Here is a 19,013-nt window from a genome sequence, read left to right as displayed (position 1 = left end):
TTTTATGTGAACATTTGATAGAATAATGAATGACTACAACCTGAGAGCCATTGGAGGTGCGAAAGCGATGGGACCGAGCAAAGCGAAAGGTCGTCGTTTTCCTTTACTGCCTTTAAGAGGACTTCTCGTCTACCCGAGTATGGTACTGCATCTCGATGTGGGCCGGGAGAAATCGGTCAAGGCTTTAGAAAAAGCGATGGTAGAAGAACATTTGATTCTCCTATGTTCTCAAGCCGAGGTAAATATTGAGGAACCTACACGAGAGGATATTTTCCGCATTGGAACGGTAGCTAAGGTAAGACAGATGTTGAAGCTGCCCAACGGAACGATCCGAGTACTTGTGGAAGGCTTGGAACGGGCTGAAATTATTGAATATACGGACAACGAAGAATACTATGAGGTGCTGGCGCTGGAACTGCCTGAGGAAGAGAACGCTCATCCTGAGACAGATGCCCTCATGCGTACCGTTCTGAACCAGTTCGAGAATTATATCAATCTGTCCAAAAAAGTAACCCCCGAGACACTGGCCGCTGTGTCTGACATTGAAGAACCTGGGCGTCTTGCGGACGTCATTACAAGCCACTTGTCTTTGAAAATCAAGGACAAACAGGAAATTCTGGAGACCATCGACGTTCGGGAACGTCTGGAGAAATTGCTGGACATCCTGAACAATGAGCGTGAAGTGCTGGAGCTTGAACGCAAGATCAGCCAGCGTGTGAAGAAACAGATGGAGAAAACCCAGAAAGAGTATTATTTGCGTGAGCAGATGAAGGCGATTCAGAAGGAACTCGGTGAAAAAGAGGGTCGTGCGGGCGAAGTGGAAGAACTTCGTAATCAGATGGAAAGTCTGGGCCTGCCGGACAAGGTAAAAGAGAAGGTCGAGAAGGAAATTGATCGACTGGAGAAAATGCCCGCAAGCTCTGCAGAGGGTGGTGTCATCCGCAACTATGTGGATTGGCTGCTTGCTCTACCTTGGAGCCAGATGACGGATGATGATCTGGATATCCAAAAGGCCGAAGATGTACTTAACGCGGATCATTACGGTCTGGAGAAGCCCAAGGAACGTGTACTGGAGTATCTGGCTGTACAGAAGCTTGTCAAAAAGCTCAAAGGTCCAATCCTCTGTCTGGTTGGCCCGCCAGGAGTAGGTAAAACCTCTCTTGCCCGTTCGATCGCAAGATCACTGGGTCGGGAGTTTGTACGTATCTCTCTCGGTGGCGTGAGGGATGAAGCAGAGATTCGTGGACACCGCCGTACCTACGTAGGTGCGATGCCTGGACGTATCATTCAGGGGATGAAAACAGCAGGATCACTTAACCCTGTATTTTTGCTGGATGAGATCGACAAAATGGCTTCCGACTTCCGCGGAGACCCTTCGGCTGCATTGCTGGAGGTGCTAGATCCGGAGCAGAACAATACGTTTAGTGATCACTTTGTGGAGTTGCCTTTTGACTTATCCAACGTTATGTTCATAACTACAGCGAACACGGTGCACAACATTCCGCGTCCGTTATTAGATCGCATGGAAATGCTGAATATTCCGGGTTACACCGAGCTGGAGAAGTTGCAAATATCCAAAAACTATTTGTTACCCAAACAGAAGAAAGATCACGGTCTCGAAGAAGACCAGCTGGAAGTTCCGGAGGACAGCTTGTTAAAAGTCATTCGTGAGTATACGCGTGAATCAGGTGTAAGGAATTTGGAACAGCAAATGGCATCGCTTTGCCGGAAGGCGGCTAAAAATATCGTTTCCGGCGTAGAGGGTCAGATTGTGATCTTGGCAGATGATGTCAAAGACTATCTCGGCCCGGGCAAATTCCGCTATGGAATGGCTGAGCTGGAAGACCAGATTGGTACGGTGACCGGGCTGGCATGGACTGAAGTGGGTGGTGACACGCTTGTGATCGAAGTAACTGTGGTGCCGGGAACAGGCAAACTGACGCTTACAGGTAAGCTGGGAGATGTCATGAAAGAATCGGCTCAGGCGGCCTTCAGTTATACACGTTCGAAAGCAGCACAGCTGGGCATTGCGTCTGATTTTCATGAGAAGAACGACATTCACATCCACGTACCGGAAGGTGCCATCCCTAAAGACGGCCCATCAGCCGGTATTACGATGGCAACGGCCTTGATTTCAGCGCTGACGAATAAACATGTGTCGAAAGACATTGCTATGACAGGTGAAATTACACTACGCGGACGGGTGTTGCCGATCGGCGGCTTGAAAGAAAAGTCACTTGCAGCCCACCGTGCGGGTTACAAAAAAATATTGTTACCTAAGGACAACGAAAGGGATCTGCGCGACATTCCGGATAGCATCAAGGAAGATGTGGAATTTGTGCCCGTAGCTCATATGGATCAGGTGTTGCAGCATGCTCTTGTGGAACAGGCAGGCATTCATCTGTAATCTACACGTATCCGCAAAGATTAAATGGAGAGTAGACCGTTCGGCGGGGGCTTCGGCGTCCGCTGGAACGGTTTTTTTCGTGATAATCTGATGTTTTTCGGGTACAAAAGTTGTTTTTTGGGTACACGAGAGGTTTTTTTTGATATGATAGAAGGAATGATGGCATAATACGGGATGAAAATGTGGAAATGTTATGCTTGTAAGACAGGAGTTCAAGAGAGGAAAGATGCAATTTGAAAGTCAATCAATCTGAATTTATAATTAGTGCCGTTCGGCCTGAACAATATCCAGATGATGGCCTGCCGGAGATTGCCCTGGCGGGGCGCTCCAACGTGGGTAAGTCATCACTGATCAACCGTTTGATCAGCCGTAAAAATCTGGCGCGTACAAGTGCTACGCCGGGTAAGACCCAGCAACTTAATTATTATAAGATCAATCAGGATCTGTATTTTGTCGATTTTCCGGGTTATGGGTACGCTAAGGTATCCAAAGAGCAACGTTTTGCCTGGGGTAAAATGATGGAAAAGTACTTGCTACAGCGCGATGAATTGAAGCTTGTCATGCAGATGGTGGACATGAGACATGAGCCGTCCAAGGAAGACAAGATGATGAATGAATGGCTACGCCATCATGGTCTGCCGCTGGTCGTTGTGGCTACGAAGATGGACAAGATCCCCAAGACACGTAGAGCCAAACACATTAAAGTTATCAAAGAAGCACTCGGTCTTCGCTCAGGCGACTTGTTTGTTCCTTTTTCATCCGAAGAAGGTCTGGGCAAGGAAGAGCTGTGGGATATTATTACTCGCCACGCCCGTATAGACAAATATGCACCAGTTGAAGATGAAGCGGATCACGAGACTGTAGAAACGGTTCAAACAGCTGAAGACGACAATTGATAATATTTAATATTTGAAAAACACATCATGTTTCCCGCACCTAGATAGTCATGGAATGATTCCATGACTATTTGTTATAAGCAGTCTTGAACAGGTTTGCAAAAATCTCCGTTTTCTCAAATATTCACTATTCGTTCCATATAACGAATAACGACGTACATTGGTGAGACACTACAATATATCACAATGCATATGATAATCATCATGTTGATTTCATAAACATTTCATAAAAATGGGCGAGGGATGGATGTGATATGTGATATAATTAACTATGTCAATCTGAATTGGATAGAGATATACAGTAAGCACTTTGATTGGAAATTTATTAGGCAGGTGAACTTGCAATGCACATCGTTGTTGTTGGTTTGAATTATCGCACGGCGCCTGTAGAGGTCAGAGAACGATTCACATTTGCAGAAAAGGACTTGTCTGAAGCGCTGCAGCAGCTCAAGCTGACCAAGAGTGTATTGGAAGGTGTAATCGTAGCCACTTGTAATCGTACGGAATTGTACGTTGTGGTCGACCGTCTTCACATGTGCGGTTATTTTATTCGAACTTTTATGGAGCAGTGGTTTAACGTTCCGCGGGAAGAATTTACGCAACACTTATATATATACGAGGATGATCAAGCCATGCGCCATCTGTTCCGGGTCATTTGCGGACTGGATTCGATGGTCATTGGAGAGACTCAGATTCTCGGCCAAGTGAAACAGGCTTTTTTTAAAGCACAGGAAGAGAAAGCAACCGGAACTTGGTTTAACAAATTGTTTAAACAGGCAGTTACCTTGGGCAAGAGGGCACATTCGGAAACTTCCATTGGGGAGAGTGCCGTTTCGGTCAGCTATGCTGCGGTAGAACTGGGCAAGCGGATTTTTGGTATGTTCACAGACAAGAAGGTGCTAATTTTGGGTGCCGGCAAAATGAGTGAGCTTACGGTTAAACATCTGTATGCCAACGGTGCATCTGAAGTTATTGTGGCCAACCGGACGCTCGCCAGAGCCGAGGAGCTTGCCAGCAAATTCCGGGGAACGCCGTGTACGATGGATCAGGCCATTACGAGACTGGGTGAAGTAGACATCGTCATCAGCTCTACAGGAGCAGAACGTTATATTCTCGATGCAGGTATTGTTCGGGAAAGCATGAAGCGCCGGCAAGCACGCCCGCTGTTCCTGATTGATATTGCCGTACCACGCGATATTGATCCGGCAATTGGCGAGATCTCCAACGTATTCCTCTACGATATCGATGATCTGGAGGGTATTGTGGAGAGCAATCTGGAGATGCGTAAGGTGGAAGCTGCGAAGATTGAGAGAATGATTGAGCTGGAGATGGAAGATTATTACCAGTGGCTCAGAACACTCGGCGTACGCCCAGTTATTCGGGCATTGCAGGAGAAAGGCGTATCCATTCATGAAGAGACGATGGATAGCCTGTTCAACAAGCTTCCAGAGCTGGATGAGCATCAGCGTAAAGTCATTCGTCGGTTGACCAAAAGCATTGTCAACCAAATGACAACCGATCCGATCAATCGGATCAAGGAAATGGCAGGTACGAAGCAAGGTGATGAAGCACTGCGCATGTTTACGCAGATTTTCGCGCTGGAGGATGCAGTGGAAATGGCTGCAGAAAAAGTGAATCAGAGTGATGCAACAGCTCTGGGCAAACCAGCGATTCACCTTAACGAAAACCGGCAAGACCCCGTGCCGGCTTATGTCCCGGCAGGCGTATAAGGCAGGTGGGCAACTTGACCCTTGCTGAACAAGTCTATGAAGCTTTAATTTATATGTATGCCCTGAGCCTACTGTTCTATTTCTCGGACTGCATTCGACGCAATGCGGGGGCGAAGCGGACAGGCACAGGGTTTCTTGTTGTTGTTTGGGGATTGCAAGTGACCCATGTTATCATGCGAATGTGGGCTGAAGGTCACTTCCCGATCTATACTACATTTGATTTTTTGTTTATTTTTTCTTTCAGCATTGTGCTGATGTCATTGATTATGACCCGGGTTCAACGCTCGGAGTTTGTTATCCTGCTACTCAACATCGTTGGATTCTCGGTAACGGTTCTGAACCGGTTATGGTTTACAGCGGGCGAAATCTCATTGCACAACTGGCAGACGGTTCACGGTTTGTTAATTATGCACATTACACTGGCTAATCTGGGCTTTGCAGCTTTAACGGTTGCTTCGGTGTTTGCGCTGTTGTACCTGTTCTTACATCATAAGTTGAAAAACAAAAAATGGAATGATACGGTACGGCGTTTGCCTAGCCTGGAGGTCATTGGAAAATATATGGATGGTGCCACATTGATTGGTACTCCGCTTCTGGGAGTATCGGTTGTGCTGGCTGTGTTGTCCATCGTTGCGGAACGACGGTGGCATCTGTTGCTCGATCTGAAGGTGATTGCAACGGGTCTCGCGATTGCCATTTATGTTGGTTATTTCGTAGTCAAGAGAAGAAAGCAATTTTCGATGATGATCATGTCCAGATGGACATTGATTGGATATGCGCTTGTCATCATCAGCTTTTTATCCAATGCGTATTCAGCGTTTCATCGCTGGACGGGAGAGTGAGGGTATGGAACATTACACGCCGATTTATGTAAATACTTCAGACAAATCTGTGCTCGTGATCGGTGGAGGACGTGTTGCTGAGCGTAAAGTAAGAGGATTGTTGCAGACTGAGGCCCGAATTACGGTCGTCAGCCCTCTGCTTACGCCCACTCTCGAACAATTGCATCAGGAATCCCGAATCGAGTGGATAGCCCGGTCCTACCGCAATGGAGATTTGCGGGGGGCCTTTCTCGTATATGCAGCAACAGACGATCTGCATGTTAACCATGCCGTAGTCCAAGAAGCCGAAGCTGGGGCAATACTGGTTAACGATGCGATGTCTTCCGGTAATAGCAGTTTTATTACCCCGAGTGTGGTCAGACGAGGGCGGTTAAGCATTGCCATCTCGACGGCCGGTGCAGGACCTGCGGCGGCGGCCGAGATTCGTGCTTTGCTTGAACAACAGTTTGGAGATGAATACGAGACGTATCTTGATTTTTTGCATCAGATGAGAATGGAAATCAAATCTCGCGGATTGCCTCCAACTGTAAGAAGTACGCTACTGCGCCGTTTAACGGAAATGGACATTTTGGATACGATACGCACGGGTCAGTTTCAGTGGTGGAGCGAAGAAAAAATCGGGAACTGGATATCCCGTAATCAGGAGGAAATGTAGATATGCGTACAATTAAAGTGGGCAGCAGACAAAGTGCTCTGGCGTTAACCCAGACCGGATATGTGATTCAGGATTTACGCAATATTTGTGATCGTGAAGGTTTAGCTTTTGACTTTGAGGTACATAAGATCGTGACAAAGGGAGATCTCATTCTGGATGTAACCTTATCCAAAGTGGGTGGTAAAGGCTTGTTTGTTAAAGAGATTGAACAGGCGATGCTCGATCGCACTATTGATATGGCTGTGCACAGTATGAAGGACATGCCTTCCGAGCTTCCTGAAGGGCTTGTTAACGGTGCAGTTCCCCGTCGAGCCGATCCTCGGGATGCGTTAGTCTCTCGCGGCGGGCTTACGCTGGATCAACTGCCAGAGGGTGCACGGGTTGGAACAAGCAGTCTTCGTAGATCAAGCCAGTTGAAGTCGTACCGACCTGATCTTCAGCTGGAATCTATTCGTGGCAATATCGACTCACGTCTGCGAAAGCTCGAAACCGAAGGACTGGACGCCATTATTTTGGCAGCGGCAGGCTTGTATCGGATGGGCTGGGAGGATCGGATTACCGAATATTTGTCTGAGGAAGCCTGCCTTCCGGCTGTGGGCCAAGGCGCTCTTGGCATTGAGTGCCGTGAGGATGACGAGGAGCTACTACATTTGCTCACCCTCTATAACGATCCAGCAACAGCTGCGCCGGTCATGGCAGAGCGTCGTTTCCTGAGTGTGTTAAACGGAGGGTGTCAGGTGCCTATTGGCGCACATGCGGTGTGGTTGCCGGAAGATGATTCCCTGAACAGTGAAAACAAGTTACAATTAACGGGAATGGTTGGGATGCCGGATGGCAGACTGATTTTGAAGGAAACATTGAGCGGTAAAGATCCGGTTCGCCTGGGAGAAGAAGTGGCTTGGAGATTAATTGATCGCGGGGCTGAACAGATACTGGCAGAAGTTAGGGGATGAAGGCATGGCGGGGAAAGTCTTTTTGGTAGGTGCGGGTCCTGGGGATGCAAGGCTGATTACGGTAAAAGGTTGGGAGAGCATAGGCAAGGCTGACGCCGTGGTTTATGATCGACTCGCGAGTCCACGATTGTTGAAACTGATGAAACCCGGTGCAGTCAAAATTTATGTAGGGAAACGACCGGATCGACATACGATGAAGCAGGAAGAGATTAACCAGCTACTTGTGGATCTGGCGCTTGAAGGCAAAGTGGTTGTGCGTTTGAAAGGCGGAGATCCGACCATATTCGGACGGGTAGGAGAAGAAGCAGAGTTGCTGCACAAAAACGGCATTCCGTTTGAGATTGTACCTGGTGTAACCGCAGCAATCAGCGTGCCTGCTTATGCGGGGATTCCGGTGACACATCGGGATTATGCTTCTTCCATCTCAATCATTACCGGACACGAAAGCCCGGACAAGCTGGACCGCAGTATTCAATGGGATAAAGTAACGAACGCTACGGGCACACTGGTGTTTATGATGGGTGTTGCCAAGATTGGTTATATCAGTGAACAACTCATTCGTCATGGCCGTCCTGCTAGTACACCGGTAGCACTTGTACGTTGGGGAACTCGGGCGGAACAGGATACCATCACGGGAACGCTGGAGGATATCGAAGCCAAAGTCATTGCGGCGAATTTTCAGCCACCAGCCGTCATCGTCGTTGGAGATGTGGTCAACCAGCGGGAGCAATTGAAATGGGCAGAGGTGCTGCCGCTGTTTGGCAAACGAATTCTGGTTACCCGTGCCCGTAGTCAGGCGAGTGAACTGGTGAATCGCATTGAAGAACTCGGTGGTGAACCCTATGAGTTCCCGGTCATAGAGACGGTTATGCCATCCTGCGAATCTTCCAAACAAAGTGTCAAAGATGCACTGCATGCGTTAAATACGTTTGATTGGGTCTTTTTCACAAGTGTCAATGGCGTGGAGTTTTTCTTCCGTCATTTGGAAAACGAAGGCAAGGACATTCGCTCGCTTCATCGTGCAAGAATTGCGGCAGTAGGACCATCTACGGCAGAAGCGCTGCGCAAGCACGGTATTGCACCTGAAGTTGTCAAAGGGCCCTTTCAAGCGGAAGGCATGCTTGAAGCGTTTGAAAGTGAGTTGAAGGCAGGCCAGAACGTGCTGATTCCACACGGGGACCTCGCACGGTCGTGGTTGCCGGAGCAATTGAGAGAACGAGGACTGCACGTTACCGAGGCGATCATCTATGACACCATTCTTGCAGGGGAGGACGATGACGAATTACTCAAACTGCTTGAAGAGGGCGGTATTCATGCGGTGACCTTTACCAGCTCATCTACTGTGAAGAACTTCATGAAGATGCTGAAACGAATGGGTGTGGAAGATCCGTTGCCGTTGCTGAAGGGAGTAGAGGTTGCGTGTATTGGTCCGGTTACTGCCAAGACTGCAGAGGCTGCCGGGCTGGAGGTCACTTTGATGGCGAAGGAAGCCACAATGACTAGCCTGATCGATGTTTTGTGTGAGTGGAAACGTGCTGGCAGTGTCAGTGCTGTCAACAATTAAGGTGGATTAGCTGCGGCTGAATATGTGAAGCGTGCTGAATTCGAGAAGAACCAGCGCGCTTCCCTTTTTACAAAATGAAATTTTAGGAGGTATAGGGTAGATGGGTTTTCCAATCGTACGTCATCGCCGTTTACGTCAATCGACAGGCATTCGCAACATGGTGAGAGAGACACACTTGACTGTGGATGATTTTATTCAACCGATCTATGTCACATACGGTGAAAATGTAAAGTCCGAGATTAAATCAATGCCGGGTGTATTTCGTTTCTCCCTTGACCGTCTGCGGGAAGAAGTCAAAGAAATTGCAGAGCTTGGCATTCCGGCTGTACTGCTGTTCGGGATTCCGGAAACAAAAGACAGTGTGGGTTCATCCGGTTTTGCAGAGGATGGCATTGTGCAGGAAGCAACGAGATTGATCAAATCCTGGTATCCCGAATTGCTGGTGATTGCAGACACTTGTCTATGTGAATTCACCGATCATGGTCACTGCGGCGTGGTTCATACTACGGAGATTGATGGACATATCTGCGGCGATGTTCTGAATGACGAGTCCTTGGAGCTGCTTGTGAAAACGGCAGTATCGCAAGCCAAGGCAGGCGCAGATATTATCGCACCTTCAAATATGATGGATGGATTTGTACAGGCCATTCGTGCGGGGTTGGATGAGAATGGATTTAATCATATTCCGATTATGTCTTATTCCGTCAAATACGCTTCAGCATTCTATGGCCCATTCCGTGAAGCAGCAGATTCCACACCGCAATTCGGTGACCGGAAATCCTATCAGATGGACCCGGCGAATGCTCGAGAAGCGTTGCGCGAAGCGGAGACGGATGTGCTGGAGGGGGCGGACATGCTGATGGTGAAACCATCGCTATCCTATCTCGATATTATGCGTACCATCAAGGATCAGTTTGATCTTCCGCTCGTGGCTTACAATGTAAGCGGGGAGTATGCAATGGTAAAGGCAGCGGCAATTCAAGGATGGATTGATGAGAAAAAAGTAGCCATGGAGATCTTACTTAGCATGAAACGTGCTGGAGCAGATATGATTATTACGTATTACGCTAAAGATGCATCAAGGTGGCTGGCTGAAAAGTAAACCAATGACTACCAACGAGTAACTATAAATCGTTTGTATTTATACAAATAAAACCCATAGGCCTTGCTTTTTTAAGAGACAGATGCAGCAGACTATATAAGTTGAACGGCTCAGTTTACACTGAAACGGAGAGGACAGAAAAAAACTGGAAATTCGGAGTGTCCGTGTAAACATCTTTAGTTCAACTTATCTAGTCATTAATTGCATTGCTCTCTCTGCAAGCAAGGCCTTTACTTTAAGGAGGATGTTCATGACTGCACAACAAGGCAATCGTCGCAAGGATGAGCGCTCACGCAGCGCATTTGAGGAAGCCAAGCAGTACATACCTGGAGGGGTGAACAGTCCGGTTCGGGCGTTCAAATCCGTCGGACTCACGCCGATCTATGCCCAGCGCGGTGAGGGCTCCAAAATTTACGATATTGATGGCAATGTGTTCATCGATTACGTAGGTTCATGGGGACCGCTAATTATGGGACATGCTCATCCTGAAGTTGTGGAAGCACTCCGGGAGACAGCTCTTAAAGGCACAAGCTTTGGTGCGCCAACCCTGCTTGAGACAGAGATGGCGAAGCTGGTGTGTGAGCGTGTGCCTTCCATCGATATCGTGCGCATGGTGAATTCCGGTACGGAAGCAACGATGAGTGCCATTCGATTGGCGCGCGGGGTTACGGGACGCAGTAAGATTTTGAAATTTGAAGGTTCCTACCATGGTCATGCAGACAGTTTACTGATCAAAGCTGGATCAGGGGTAGCCACCCTGGGATTGCCGGACAGTCCTGGAGTGCCTGAAGGTGTGGCTTTAAATACCATCACCGTTCCTTACAATGATTTGCAGTCCGTGCGTCTTGCGTTTGAACGATTTGGAGAAGAAATTGCGGGTGTGATCGTGGAGCCGGTTGCTGGTAATATGGGTGTCGTACCTCCAGCTGCTGGTTTTCTGGAAGGATTGCGTAGTGTGACCACGGAGTATGGAAGCCTGCTAATCTTTGATGAGGTTATGACGGGGTTCCGTGTAGGACTTCACTGTGCACAAGGTCGATTTGGCGTTACACCGGATTTAACGTGTCTGGGTAAAGTCATCGGCGGTGGTCTTCCTGTAGGAGCATATGGCGGTCGCCGGGATCTTATGGAACAGATTGCACCGACAGGTCCAATCTATCAGGCTGGTACACTAAGTGGTAATCCGCTGGCTATGGCCGCAGGTTACACGACACTGAAACTTTTGACACCGGAAGTTTATGATCGTCTAGAGATGTTGTCTGCACGTTTGCAGGCTGGATTCGAAAAAAATGCAGCAGAAGCAGGTGTGGCGGTAACGATTAACCGTGTCGGTTCAATGGTGTGCCCATTCTTCAGTGCCGTACCGGTAACGAATTATGATATTGCCAAAGAAAGCAATTTGGATCAGTTCCGCCGTTATTTTGCAGCGATGATTGATCAAGGCGTTAGCGTGGCGCCGTCCCAGTATGAAGGGATGTTTGTGTCCGGTGTGCATACGGAGCAGGATATCGAGGATACCATTGAGGCCAACCGTAAGGCTTTGCAGTCGCTATGAGTATAAAAAGCTGGAAACGTCGCGGTCAATGGCTTGAGCTGATGCCAGGCAAGGCGGTGACTGGAAAAGAGGACAGACAAGCTGCTGCTGAACAGTGGCTCCTGTCTGAACTCGAGTTCCCGGAGAAGCTGCTGCGCCAGCTCAAGGCAACCCAGGGAGTACAGCTAGCAGGGGACCGGCTTCGGCTGGCCCTTTTTGCTGTGCAACCGCTGGGTGTGGAGCCACGCTGGGCTGATCTGGATGTACTGTATGAGGATGATTTCTGTCTCGTCGTGCACAAACCGGCTGGGATGAAGCTTCATCCGGATGGAGGCCGTGAAGAACAGGTCATTACGCTGGATCATGCGGTAGCTTCGTATTATGAGATCAATGGGATCGAGACCAGTGTGCGTCATGTTCATCGTCTGGATGAAGATACAACCGGCCCTGTTATATATGCCAAAAATGCTTTTGCGCTCGCCAAACTGGATGAAGCGATGCGCCGGAAAGCGATCGATCGTCAGTATGTTGCCATCACAGGCGGACAAGTACCCAGTGATCTCCGCAGGATTGATGCACCGATCGGTAAAGACAGGCATCACAAGCAACGCAGACGTGTCTCCGAAGGAGGGCAGGATGCGATTACTCATGTCGACATCGTGCATGTATGGGACAGGGCAACACTCGTACGTCTGAAGCTGGAAACGGGGCGTACACATCAGATTCGCGTGCACCTCAGCTATGCCGGTCATCCTCTGATTGGTGACAAATTGTATGGGGGGCGCTCCGACATCATTGGCAGGCAGGCATTGCATGGCGAAGTGCTGAGCTTTAACCATCCTTTAACCGGAGTTTTAATTAAAGTACAAGACCCGTGGCCAGCGGATTTTGAACAATTGGCAGCGAGGGAGAGTCATAGCGTAGAAGGACAGACCTGATCTAGATCTAGTGGGTCTGTTTTTTTTGTTTTCGGCTTCCTCGGCTCTCCAAAAATGCAGTAACCATAACGGATTTTTTCAACAAAGGTGGCATGCCCACCCCGGTTCAGGCATATAGATGGGTAACGAAGGATTGGACCATGGATCAGTCCCATGAGAAGGATCATGGTGAACATATGCCGAAAGGAGGACGCCACCTTTGTTGAATCAACCATATGGTTTGCGGTTCGATATTTATGAGCGCGTTCATTTGTCTGAGGGAGTGCCTGCCATTGAGGAATTGGAGGAAATTGAACTCTATCCGCGTATTCAGGTGATTGGACAGGACGACCATGCCACCTTGAGGGGGCATCTGTTACTTACAGGAACGTACCGGGGGGAGAGCGAGGATTCGGAGGAGTTAAAGCATTTTATTCCAGTCGAAATTACCGTGCCATTAAACCGGGTTAGATCCATTGATGATATTTCAATTGAGATTGAAAATTTTGATGTAGACCTGTTATCCAGCCGAAGTCTGAATATTACAGGTGTACTGTCCCTACGAGGGATTGAAGGTTTCCCGGTAGAAGAGCCACAAGTGTGGTCAGCAGATGAATTCACGGTTGTTCATTCTCACGAGGCTCAGCCTGACAGCAGGGAGAACGAATGGAGTCAGACCGAGCAGTCCGAGCTGTCGGAACAAACCGGGTTGCGTAACGAAGAGCAAGAGCTGGTGAATGCGGCTGAGCTTGTCGCATATGGTTCTCCGGAATCTGCTGATTTGTCTCCAAGAATGGAACAGCAATCAGGATATGAAGAATTATCGCAAGCTTACTGGAATCAATCATCCGCCGAGCCGTTAACATCTGATGTTGCTTCAACGAATGAATCGGATGAAAATAGATTGCCTGATTCGAATGAGGAGATTTTACCCTCACAGGAAGAAGTCCCTTCTCCAATCTCGTCATTCATGGCTGAAACGGCTGACAGATTAGCTTCTTATCCTGAAGCGGAGCCATTGCTTCCGATAGAGGATGAAACCTCTGCATGGTCTGAACCTTCGGTAAATAGTGTATCCGAAAATTCAGGATCATGGAGTTCAGAGGCTTCTGAGCAAGCGCGTTCTGAAGCGACATGGAAACCTCTAGAAGAGAACACGCCTGAGGTATGGCACTTTGAAGAAGCACGGTCAGGTGGTTCGCAAGGAGAACAGTTCACTTCGAATGCTTCGGCACAGCCGCAGACTGAGAACTGGCAAGATGTATTTGCTGCATCTGAAACGGCTCAGCCCGAAGAAGATCGGCCTTCACTGGAAGTGGCAGAGGAAGCCACGCTGTTACAGAATGAGGAATCTCTCCCAGAAGCGATAGCTGAGGCGGAAGACAAGCCGGAGCTTAAGGTTGCTTTTGGTAGCAAGAAAGAATCATCACGAAGAGAAGAAGAAGGCGTGGGCATTTCTTCCCTATTATCATCCGGTCGGGCCGTGCGTGAAGTTGAGGGTGAGCGCAGTGAGGAGATCTCAGATGGAGTCGTTCCGTTAGAGGATCGTCAGGCAGAAGATGTGGAGTGGAAAAATCTGTTTCTGGGTACGATTGTGGATCAGACGCCTTTCCGAAAAGTCAAACTGTGCATCGTACAGCGCGAAGAAACACTCGATGCCATTGCAGACAGGTATCAGCTTAGCACCAGAGAACTTCAATTATATAATCGATTGACTGAACAGGTTGTTGAAGAAGGACAGATTCTATACATTCCTTAGTCACTCAGTTCAGCATACCGTATTATATCGAAACAGCCCGTAATTCCTGATAGGGATTGCGGGTTGTACTTGTTTTTCAACATGATGATTATCAAATATCCTCGTTCCGCTGTTGTCAGGTTGACTATCACGCACGAGCAAGGTATGATGTGTTTAGGATTTTTTGAATAATGACGTGGATCGGGAGTAGTAGACAGTATGACCTTTCAGAGAGTGGGATCGATGCGCTGTGAGATTCCGCAGGAACCAACTGATCGAAGTCGCCCGGGAGTTGCCTGTTTGAGTACTGGAGGTGGATGTAATACATTCATTAACCTCGGAGGTAGGATAGGCCGGTCGCAGCCGTTATCTGCTTGAAGTGTCACGCCATCAGATTCAGAGCACGAACCATAATCTCTGTTATCAGCGTGAAACAAAGGTGGTACCGCGAAAGCTAACCTTTCGTCCTTTGATGGATGAAAGGTTTTTTTGTTTTTTTAGCGATGAAGATGACGTAACGGAGGAATGACACATGTCTGAACAAAAAAAAGCAACAGCTGAAATGCCGACGACTTACGATCCGAAGGCGGCAGAAGATAAATGGTACTCCACCTGGACGGAGCGCGGGTATTTCCAGGCGGGTAAACGCAAGGATGCCGAGCCATATACCATTGTAATTCCACCCCCGAACGTAACGGGTATGCTTCACATTGGTCATGCACTTGACTTTACCCTGCAGGATATCCTTATTCGTACAAAACGGATGCAGGGATATGACGCACTTTGGCTGCCAGGTTCTGACCACGCAGGAATTGCAACCCAGACGAAAGTGGAACAGAAGCTTCGTGAAGAGGGATTGACACGTTATGATCTTGGACGTGAGAAGTTTCTGGAGAAAGTGTGGGATTGGAAAGACCAGTACGCTACAACGATTCGTCAGCAATGGGGCAAAATGGGGTTGTCTCTCGACTACTCCCGTGAACGTTTTACGCTGGATGAGGGTCTGTCCAAAGCGGTGCGTAAAGTATTTGTGCAGTTATATGAGAAAGGTCTCATTTATCGCGGGAAACGCATCATTAACTGGGATCCGGTGAATCGTACAGCGCTCTCGGATATTGAGGTTGAATATAAAGAAGTCCAAGGTCATCTCTATCATCTGCGTTATCCGCTCAAAGACGGGAGTGGTCACATTACTGTGGCAACGACACGTCCTGAAACGATGCTGGGTGATACGGCTGTTGCCGTTCATCCTAAAGATGAGCGTTATGCAGACATGATCGGTAAAACACTGGTACTGCCAATCATCGGTCGTGAGATTCCAGTCATTGCCGATGACTACGTAGACAAAGAGTTCGGCAGCGGTGCAGTGAAGATCACACCTGCGCATGATCCGAACGACTTTGAAGTAGGTTTACGTCATGACTTGCCTCAAATTACCGTTATGGATGAAAGTGGAACAATGAATGCTGAAGCTGGCAAATATCAGGGGCTGGATCGTAGCGACTGCCGCAAACAGATTGTGGCAGATTTGAAAGAGCAAGGTGTCCTGATTAACATTGAAGATCATATGCATCAGGTTGGACATAGTGAGCGCACGGGAGCAGTAGTAGAGCCATACTTGTCCACACAATGGTTCGTAGAGATGAAACCACTCGCGGAGAGAGCAATCAAAAAGCAGCAAAGCGGCGAAGGTGTTAACTTTGTTCCGGATCGCTTTGAGAAAACGTATCTGAATTGGATTGAGAACGTTCGTGACTGGTGTATTTCCCGTCAACTTTGGTGGGGACATCGTATTCCTGCCTGGTACGACGAAGAAACAGGTGAAGTGATTGTATCCGCGGAAGATCCAACAACATTGCCTGAATATGCAGGGCGCAAGTTGAAACAGGATGAGGACGTTCTGGATACGTGGTTTAGCTCGGCATTATGGCCGTTTTCTACATTAGGCTGGCCTGAAAATACAGATGACCTGAAGCGTTATTATCCAACAAATGTACTCGTTACAGGTTATGACATTATTTATTTCTGGGTGGCGCGTATGATCTTCACTGCCCTGGAGTTTACGGATGAAATTCCGTTCAAGGATGTGTTGATGCATGGTCTTGTGCGTGATGCTGATGGACGTAAAATGTCTAAGTCTCTTGGGAACGGTGTAGACCCGCTGGATGTTATCGAGAAGTACGGTGCAGATGCAATGCGTTACATGATCTCGACCAGCAGTACACCGGGACAGGATTTGCGTTTCCGCTGGGAGCGGGTGGAGCAGGCACGTAACTTTGCAAACAAAATCTGGAATGCTTCCCGCTTCGCGTTGATGAATCTGGAAGGTTTCACTTATGCAGATCGTGACATCAGCGGCGAGCTTGGCACAGCGGATTATTGGATTTTGCACCGCCTGAACGAAACTTCCCGAGATATTACGCGTCTAATCGATGCGTATGAGTTTGGGGAAACAGGTCGTGTATTGTACAACTTTATCTGGGATGATCTGTGTGACTGGTATATCGAATTCGCCAAGCTGTCATTCTACGGAGAAGATCCGGTTGCCAAGAAGAAAACACAATCGGTGCTGGCTTATGTTCTGGATCAGACCATGCGCCTGATTCATCCGTTCATGCCGTACATCTCTGAAGAGATCTGGCAACATCTGCCTCATGAAGGAGAAACGATTACACTTGCTTCCTGGCCAGTATACGACCCTGCGCTGGAGAATCCGGGAGCTGTTGCGGAGATGAACCTGCTGATGGATACCATTCGTGCTGTTCGGAACATCCGTGCCGAAGTGAATGTGCCGATGAGCAAAAAGATCGAATTAATGGTCAAAGCGAACAGTGATGAGGCATCTAGTATTATCGAACGCAACAGTCATTACATCAAACGTTTCTGTAATACATCCGAATTCGAGAGCGGAATGGATCTGAGTTCACCAGACAAAGCCATGACAGCGATCATCACGGGAGCAGAATTGTACTTGCCGCTCGCAGGTCTGATTGATATTGAGCAGGAAGTCGCTCGCCTGGAGAAAGAACTTCAGAACCTTGAAGGTGAAGTACTCCGCGTGGAGAAAAAACTGGCGAATGAAGGATTCGTAGCGAAGGCTCCGGCTAAAGTTATCGAGGAAGAACGCGCCAAACAAGCGGATTATTCGGATAAACGGGATAAAGTCATCGCACGAATCAAAGAGCTCAAGGGGTAATACCTAAAAGGGTCGGATGGAACGCTTTTGGCGCCATCCGGCTGCTTTTTTCAATCTTCAATCAAACAGGGAACCGAAGGTGAATCAGATGACGGAATTAAACGGGACAGATAAAGCTACTCCTTTACAGACGTATGACGAGGCCGTGGACTGGATCAATGGCCTTATTCCTTTTGGTATCAGGCCTGGGCTTGAACGTATCGAGAGCCTGATGTCACAGCTTGGCAATCCGCACCAACGGCTCAAATTCATTCATGTCGCGGGAACGAACGGTAAAGGTTCGACTTGCGCTTTTTTGACGTCAGTACTGCTCCAAGCGGGATATGACGTTGGAACGTATACATCACCTTATATCACCAAGTTTACAAACCGTTTTCAATATAACGGTGAAGACATCCCAGAAGAGACATTGTTAAAACTGTCGAATCGTTTGCGTCCTCTCGTGACAGAGATGGCATCAACACCGCTCGGATCACCAACGATGTTTGAAGTATCGACGGCATTAGCACTGCTATATTATGCGGAGGTCTGTTATCCCGATATTGTAGTATGGGAGACTGGGCTTGGGGGAAGGATGGACGTAACGAATATTGTCACTCCCGTTGTGTCCGTCATCACCAATATCGGAATGGATCATACGGATGTGCTTGGAGATACTGTTGAGCAGATTGCATGGGAAAAGGCAGGCATTATTAAGCCAGGAGTACCTGTGGTGACTTGTGCCGTACAACCTGAAGCCATAAAGGTTATTCAGGAGAGGGCGAAGCAACTGCGGTCCACGGTATATTTGGCTGGAGATCAATTTTCCTACCGAAGACTGGAAAGCGGTAAGGAGGGGCAAAGCCTTCAATTTACCGGTCCATTCCGAGATCTCCATATTCACATTCGCATGCAAGGTGTATACCAATGTGATAATGCTGTTGCAGCATTAATGTCTCTCGAATTATTAAGACAATATATGGCATTTATGCTGGATGAAGACGATATTAAACTTGGTTTTCAGAATGCCTTCTGGGCAGGACGATTTGAGAAAGTCAGTGACAATCCTCTGATTGTCCTCGATGGAGCTCATAATCCCGAAGGGGCAGAGTCGCTTGCCAAGAGTATTATCGACGGTTATCCCCAAAAAAAGTTAATTTTGATGATGGGTATGCTGGCGAATAAGCATCACGAAGCATATTTGCAGCATATACTGCCACTAGTGGATACGCTGATCCTGACCGAGCCAGATTTCCGCCGTAAAATGGCTGCAACCGAATTGTTGCAGATTGTCGAACGGGTACGTCCCGCCATTGCGAAGCAGGAACTGGATATCATCGTCGAGCCGAATTGGGCAAAGGCACTTGATCTATTGAAGTCACGGACGGAAGCGGAGGATCTGGGGGTGGTTTCCGGCACGCTTTATCTGATTGCGGACGTGCGGGCGGCCCTTTTGCATCAAACCGATTCTGAAAAAGGTTGGTGAAAGTTTTGTTAAAC

Annotated in this window: 13 protein-coding genes and 1 other annotated feature; all 13 genes read left to right on the top strand. The window is 48.2% G+C overall.

Going from position 1 to position 19,013, the window contains the following annotated elements; translation table 11 throughout:
* The first annotated feature begins 67 nt into the window (after positions 1 to 67).
* The 13 genes from lon (at position 68) to EC604_RS12850 (ending at position 18,999) form a co-directional block, all read left to right on the top strand.
* Positions 68 to 2,407, top strand: coding sequence for an endopeptidase La (gene lon / locus EC604_RS12910; RefSeq protein ID WP_123064568.1), 2,340 nt, complete (start codon positions 68 to 70; stop codon positions 2,405 to 2,407).
* Between the two features lie 233 nt (positions 2,408 to 2,640).
* Positions 2,641 to 3,303, top strand: a complete 663-nt coding sequence (gene yihA / locus EC604_RS12905) for a ribosome biogenesis GTP-binding protein YihA/YsxC (RefSeq protein ID WP_123064567.1) — start codon at positions 2,641 to 2,643, stop codon at positions 3,301 to 3,303.
* Between the two features lie 344 nt (positions 3,304 to 3,647).
* Positions 3,648 to 5,033, top strand: coding sequence for a glutamyl-tRNA reductase (gene hemA / locus EC604_RS12900; protein ID WP_123064566.1), 1,386 nt, complete (start codon positions 3,648 to 3,650; stop codon positions 5,031 to 5,033).
* Between the two features lie 14 nt (positions 5,034 to 5,047).
* On the top strand, positions 5,048 to 5,875 hold the full coding sequence (ccsA, locus tag EC604_RS12895) for a cytochrome c biogenesis protein CcsA (RefSeq protein ID WP_429352031.1): 828 nt from the start codon (positions 5,048 to 5,050) through the stop codon (positions 5,873 to 5,875).
* 4 nt (positions 5,876 to 5,879) lie between these two features.
* Positions 5,880 to 6,530: a precorrin-2 dehydrogenase/sirohydrochlorin ferrochelatase family protein gene (locus EC604_RS12890; RefSeq protein ID WP_123064565.1), complete on the top strand. Its 651-nt coding sequence runs from the start codon at positions 5,880 to 5,882 to the stop codon at positions 6,528 to 6,530.
* A gap of 2 nt (positions 6,531 to 6,532) precedes the next feature.
* Positions 6,533 to 7,483 carry a hydroxymethylbilane synthase gene (hemC, locus tag EC604_RS12885; RefSeq protein ID WP_123064564.1) on the top strand — a complete coding sequence of 317 codons (951 nt, stop codon included), beginning with the start codon at positions 6,533 to 6,535 and terminating at the stop codon, positions 7,481 to 7,483.
* Between the two features lie 4 nt (positions 7,484 to 7,487).
* Positions 7,488 to 9,047 (top strand): uroporphyrinogen-III C-methyltransferase, encoded by a 1,560-nt coding sequence (cobA, locus tag EC604_RS12880; protein ID WP_123064563.1) that lies wholly within the window; start codon positions 7,488 to 7,490, stop codon positions 9,045 to 9,047.
* Positions 9,048 to 9,147: 100 nt separating this feature from the next.
* Positions 9,148 to 10,149, top strand: coding sequence for a porphobilinogen synthase (gene hemB / locus EC604_RS12875; protein WP_123064562.1), 1,002 nt, complete (start codon positions 9,148 to 9,150; stop codon positions 10,147 to 10,149).
* Positions 10,150 to 10,399: 250 nt separating this feature from the next.
* A complete protein-coding gene (hemL, locus tag EC604_RS12870) occupies positions 10,400 to 11,704 on the top strand; it encodes a glutamate-1-semialdehyde 2,1-aminomutase (protein WP_123064561.1) in 1,305 nt (434 codons plus the stop codon).
* The gene (locus EC604_RS12865) at positions 11,701 to 12,621 is read left to right on the top strand and encodes an RluA family pseudouridine synthase (RefSeq protein WP_123064560.1); all 921 of its coding nucleotides are present in this window, start codon (positions 11,701 to 11,703) and stop codon (positions 12,619 to 12,621) included. Before hemL ends, EC604_RS12865 begins: the two co-directional genes overlap by 4 nt.
* 199 nt (positions 12,622 to 12,820) lie before the next feature.
* On the top strand, positions 12,821 to 14,359 hold the full coding sequence (locus EC604_RS12860; protein WP_123064559.1) for a LysM peptidoglycan-binding domain-containing protein: 1,539 nt from the start codon (positions 12,821 to 12,823) through the stop codon (positions 14,357 to 14,359).
* Positions 14,360 to 14,526: 167 nt separating this feature from the next.
* Positions 14,527 to 14,811, top strand: a binding site (T-box leader).
* A 59-nt stretch (positions 14,812 to 14,870) separates the two neighbouring features.
* Positions 14,871 to 17,534: a valine--tRNA ligase gene (locus EC604_RS12855; protein ID WP_123064558.1), complete on the top strand. Its 2,664-nt coding sequence runs from the start codon at positions 14,871 to 14,873 to the stop codon at positions 17,532 to 17,534.
* Positions 17,535 to 17,622: 88 nt separating this feature from the next.
* Entirely contained in the window at positions 17,623 to 18,999 is a 1,377-nt protein-coding gene (locus tag EC604_RS12850) for a bifunctional folylpolyglutamate synthase/dihydrofolate synthase (RefSeq protein ID WP_123064753.1), read from the top strand.
* Positions 19,000 to 19,013 lie beyond the last annotated feature (14 nt).

Source organism: Paenibacillus amylolyticus, assembly GCF_003719335.1.
Taxonomy (GTDB): domain Bacteria; phylum Bacillota; class Bacilli; order Paenibacillales; family Paenibacillaceae; genus Paenibacillus; species Paenibacillus amylolyticus_D.
This window is presented reverse-complemented; position numbering and strand designations above follow the sequence as displayed.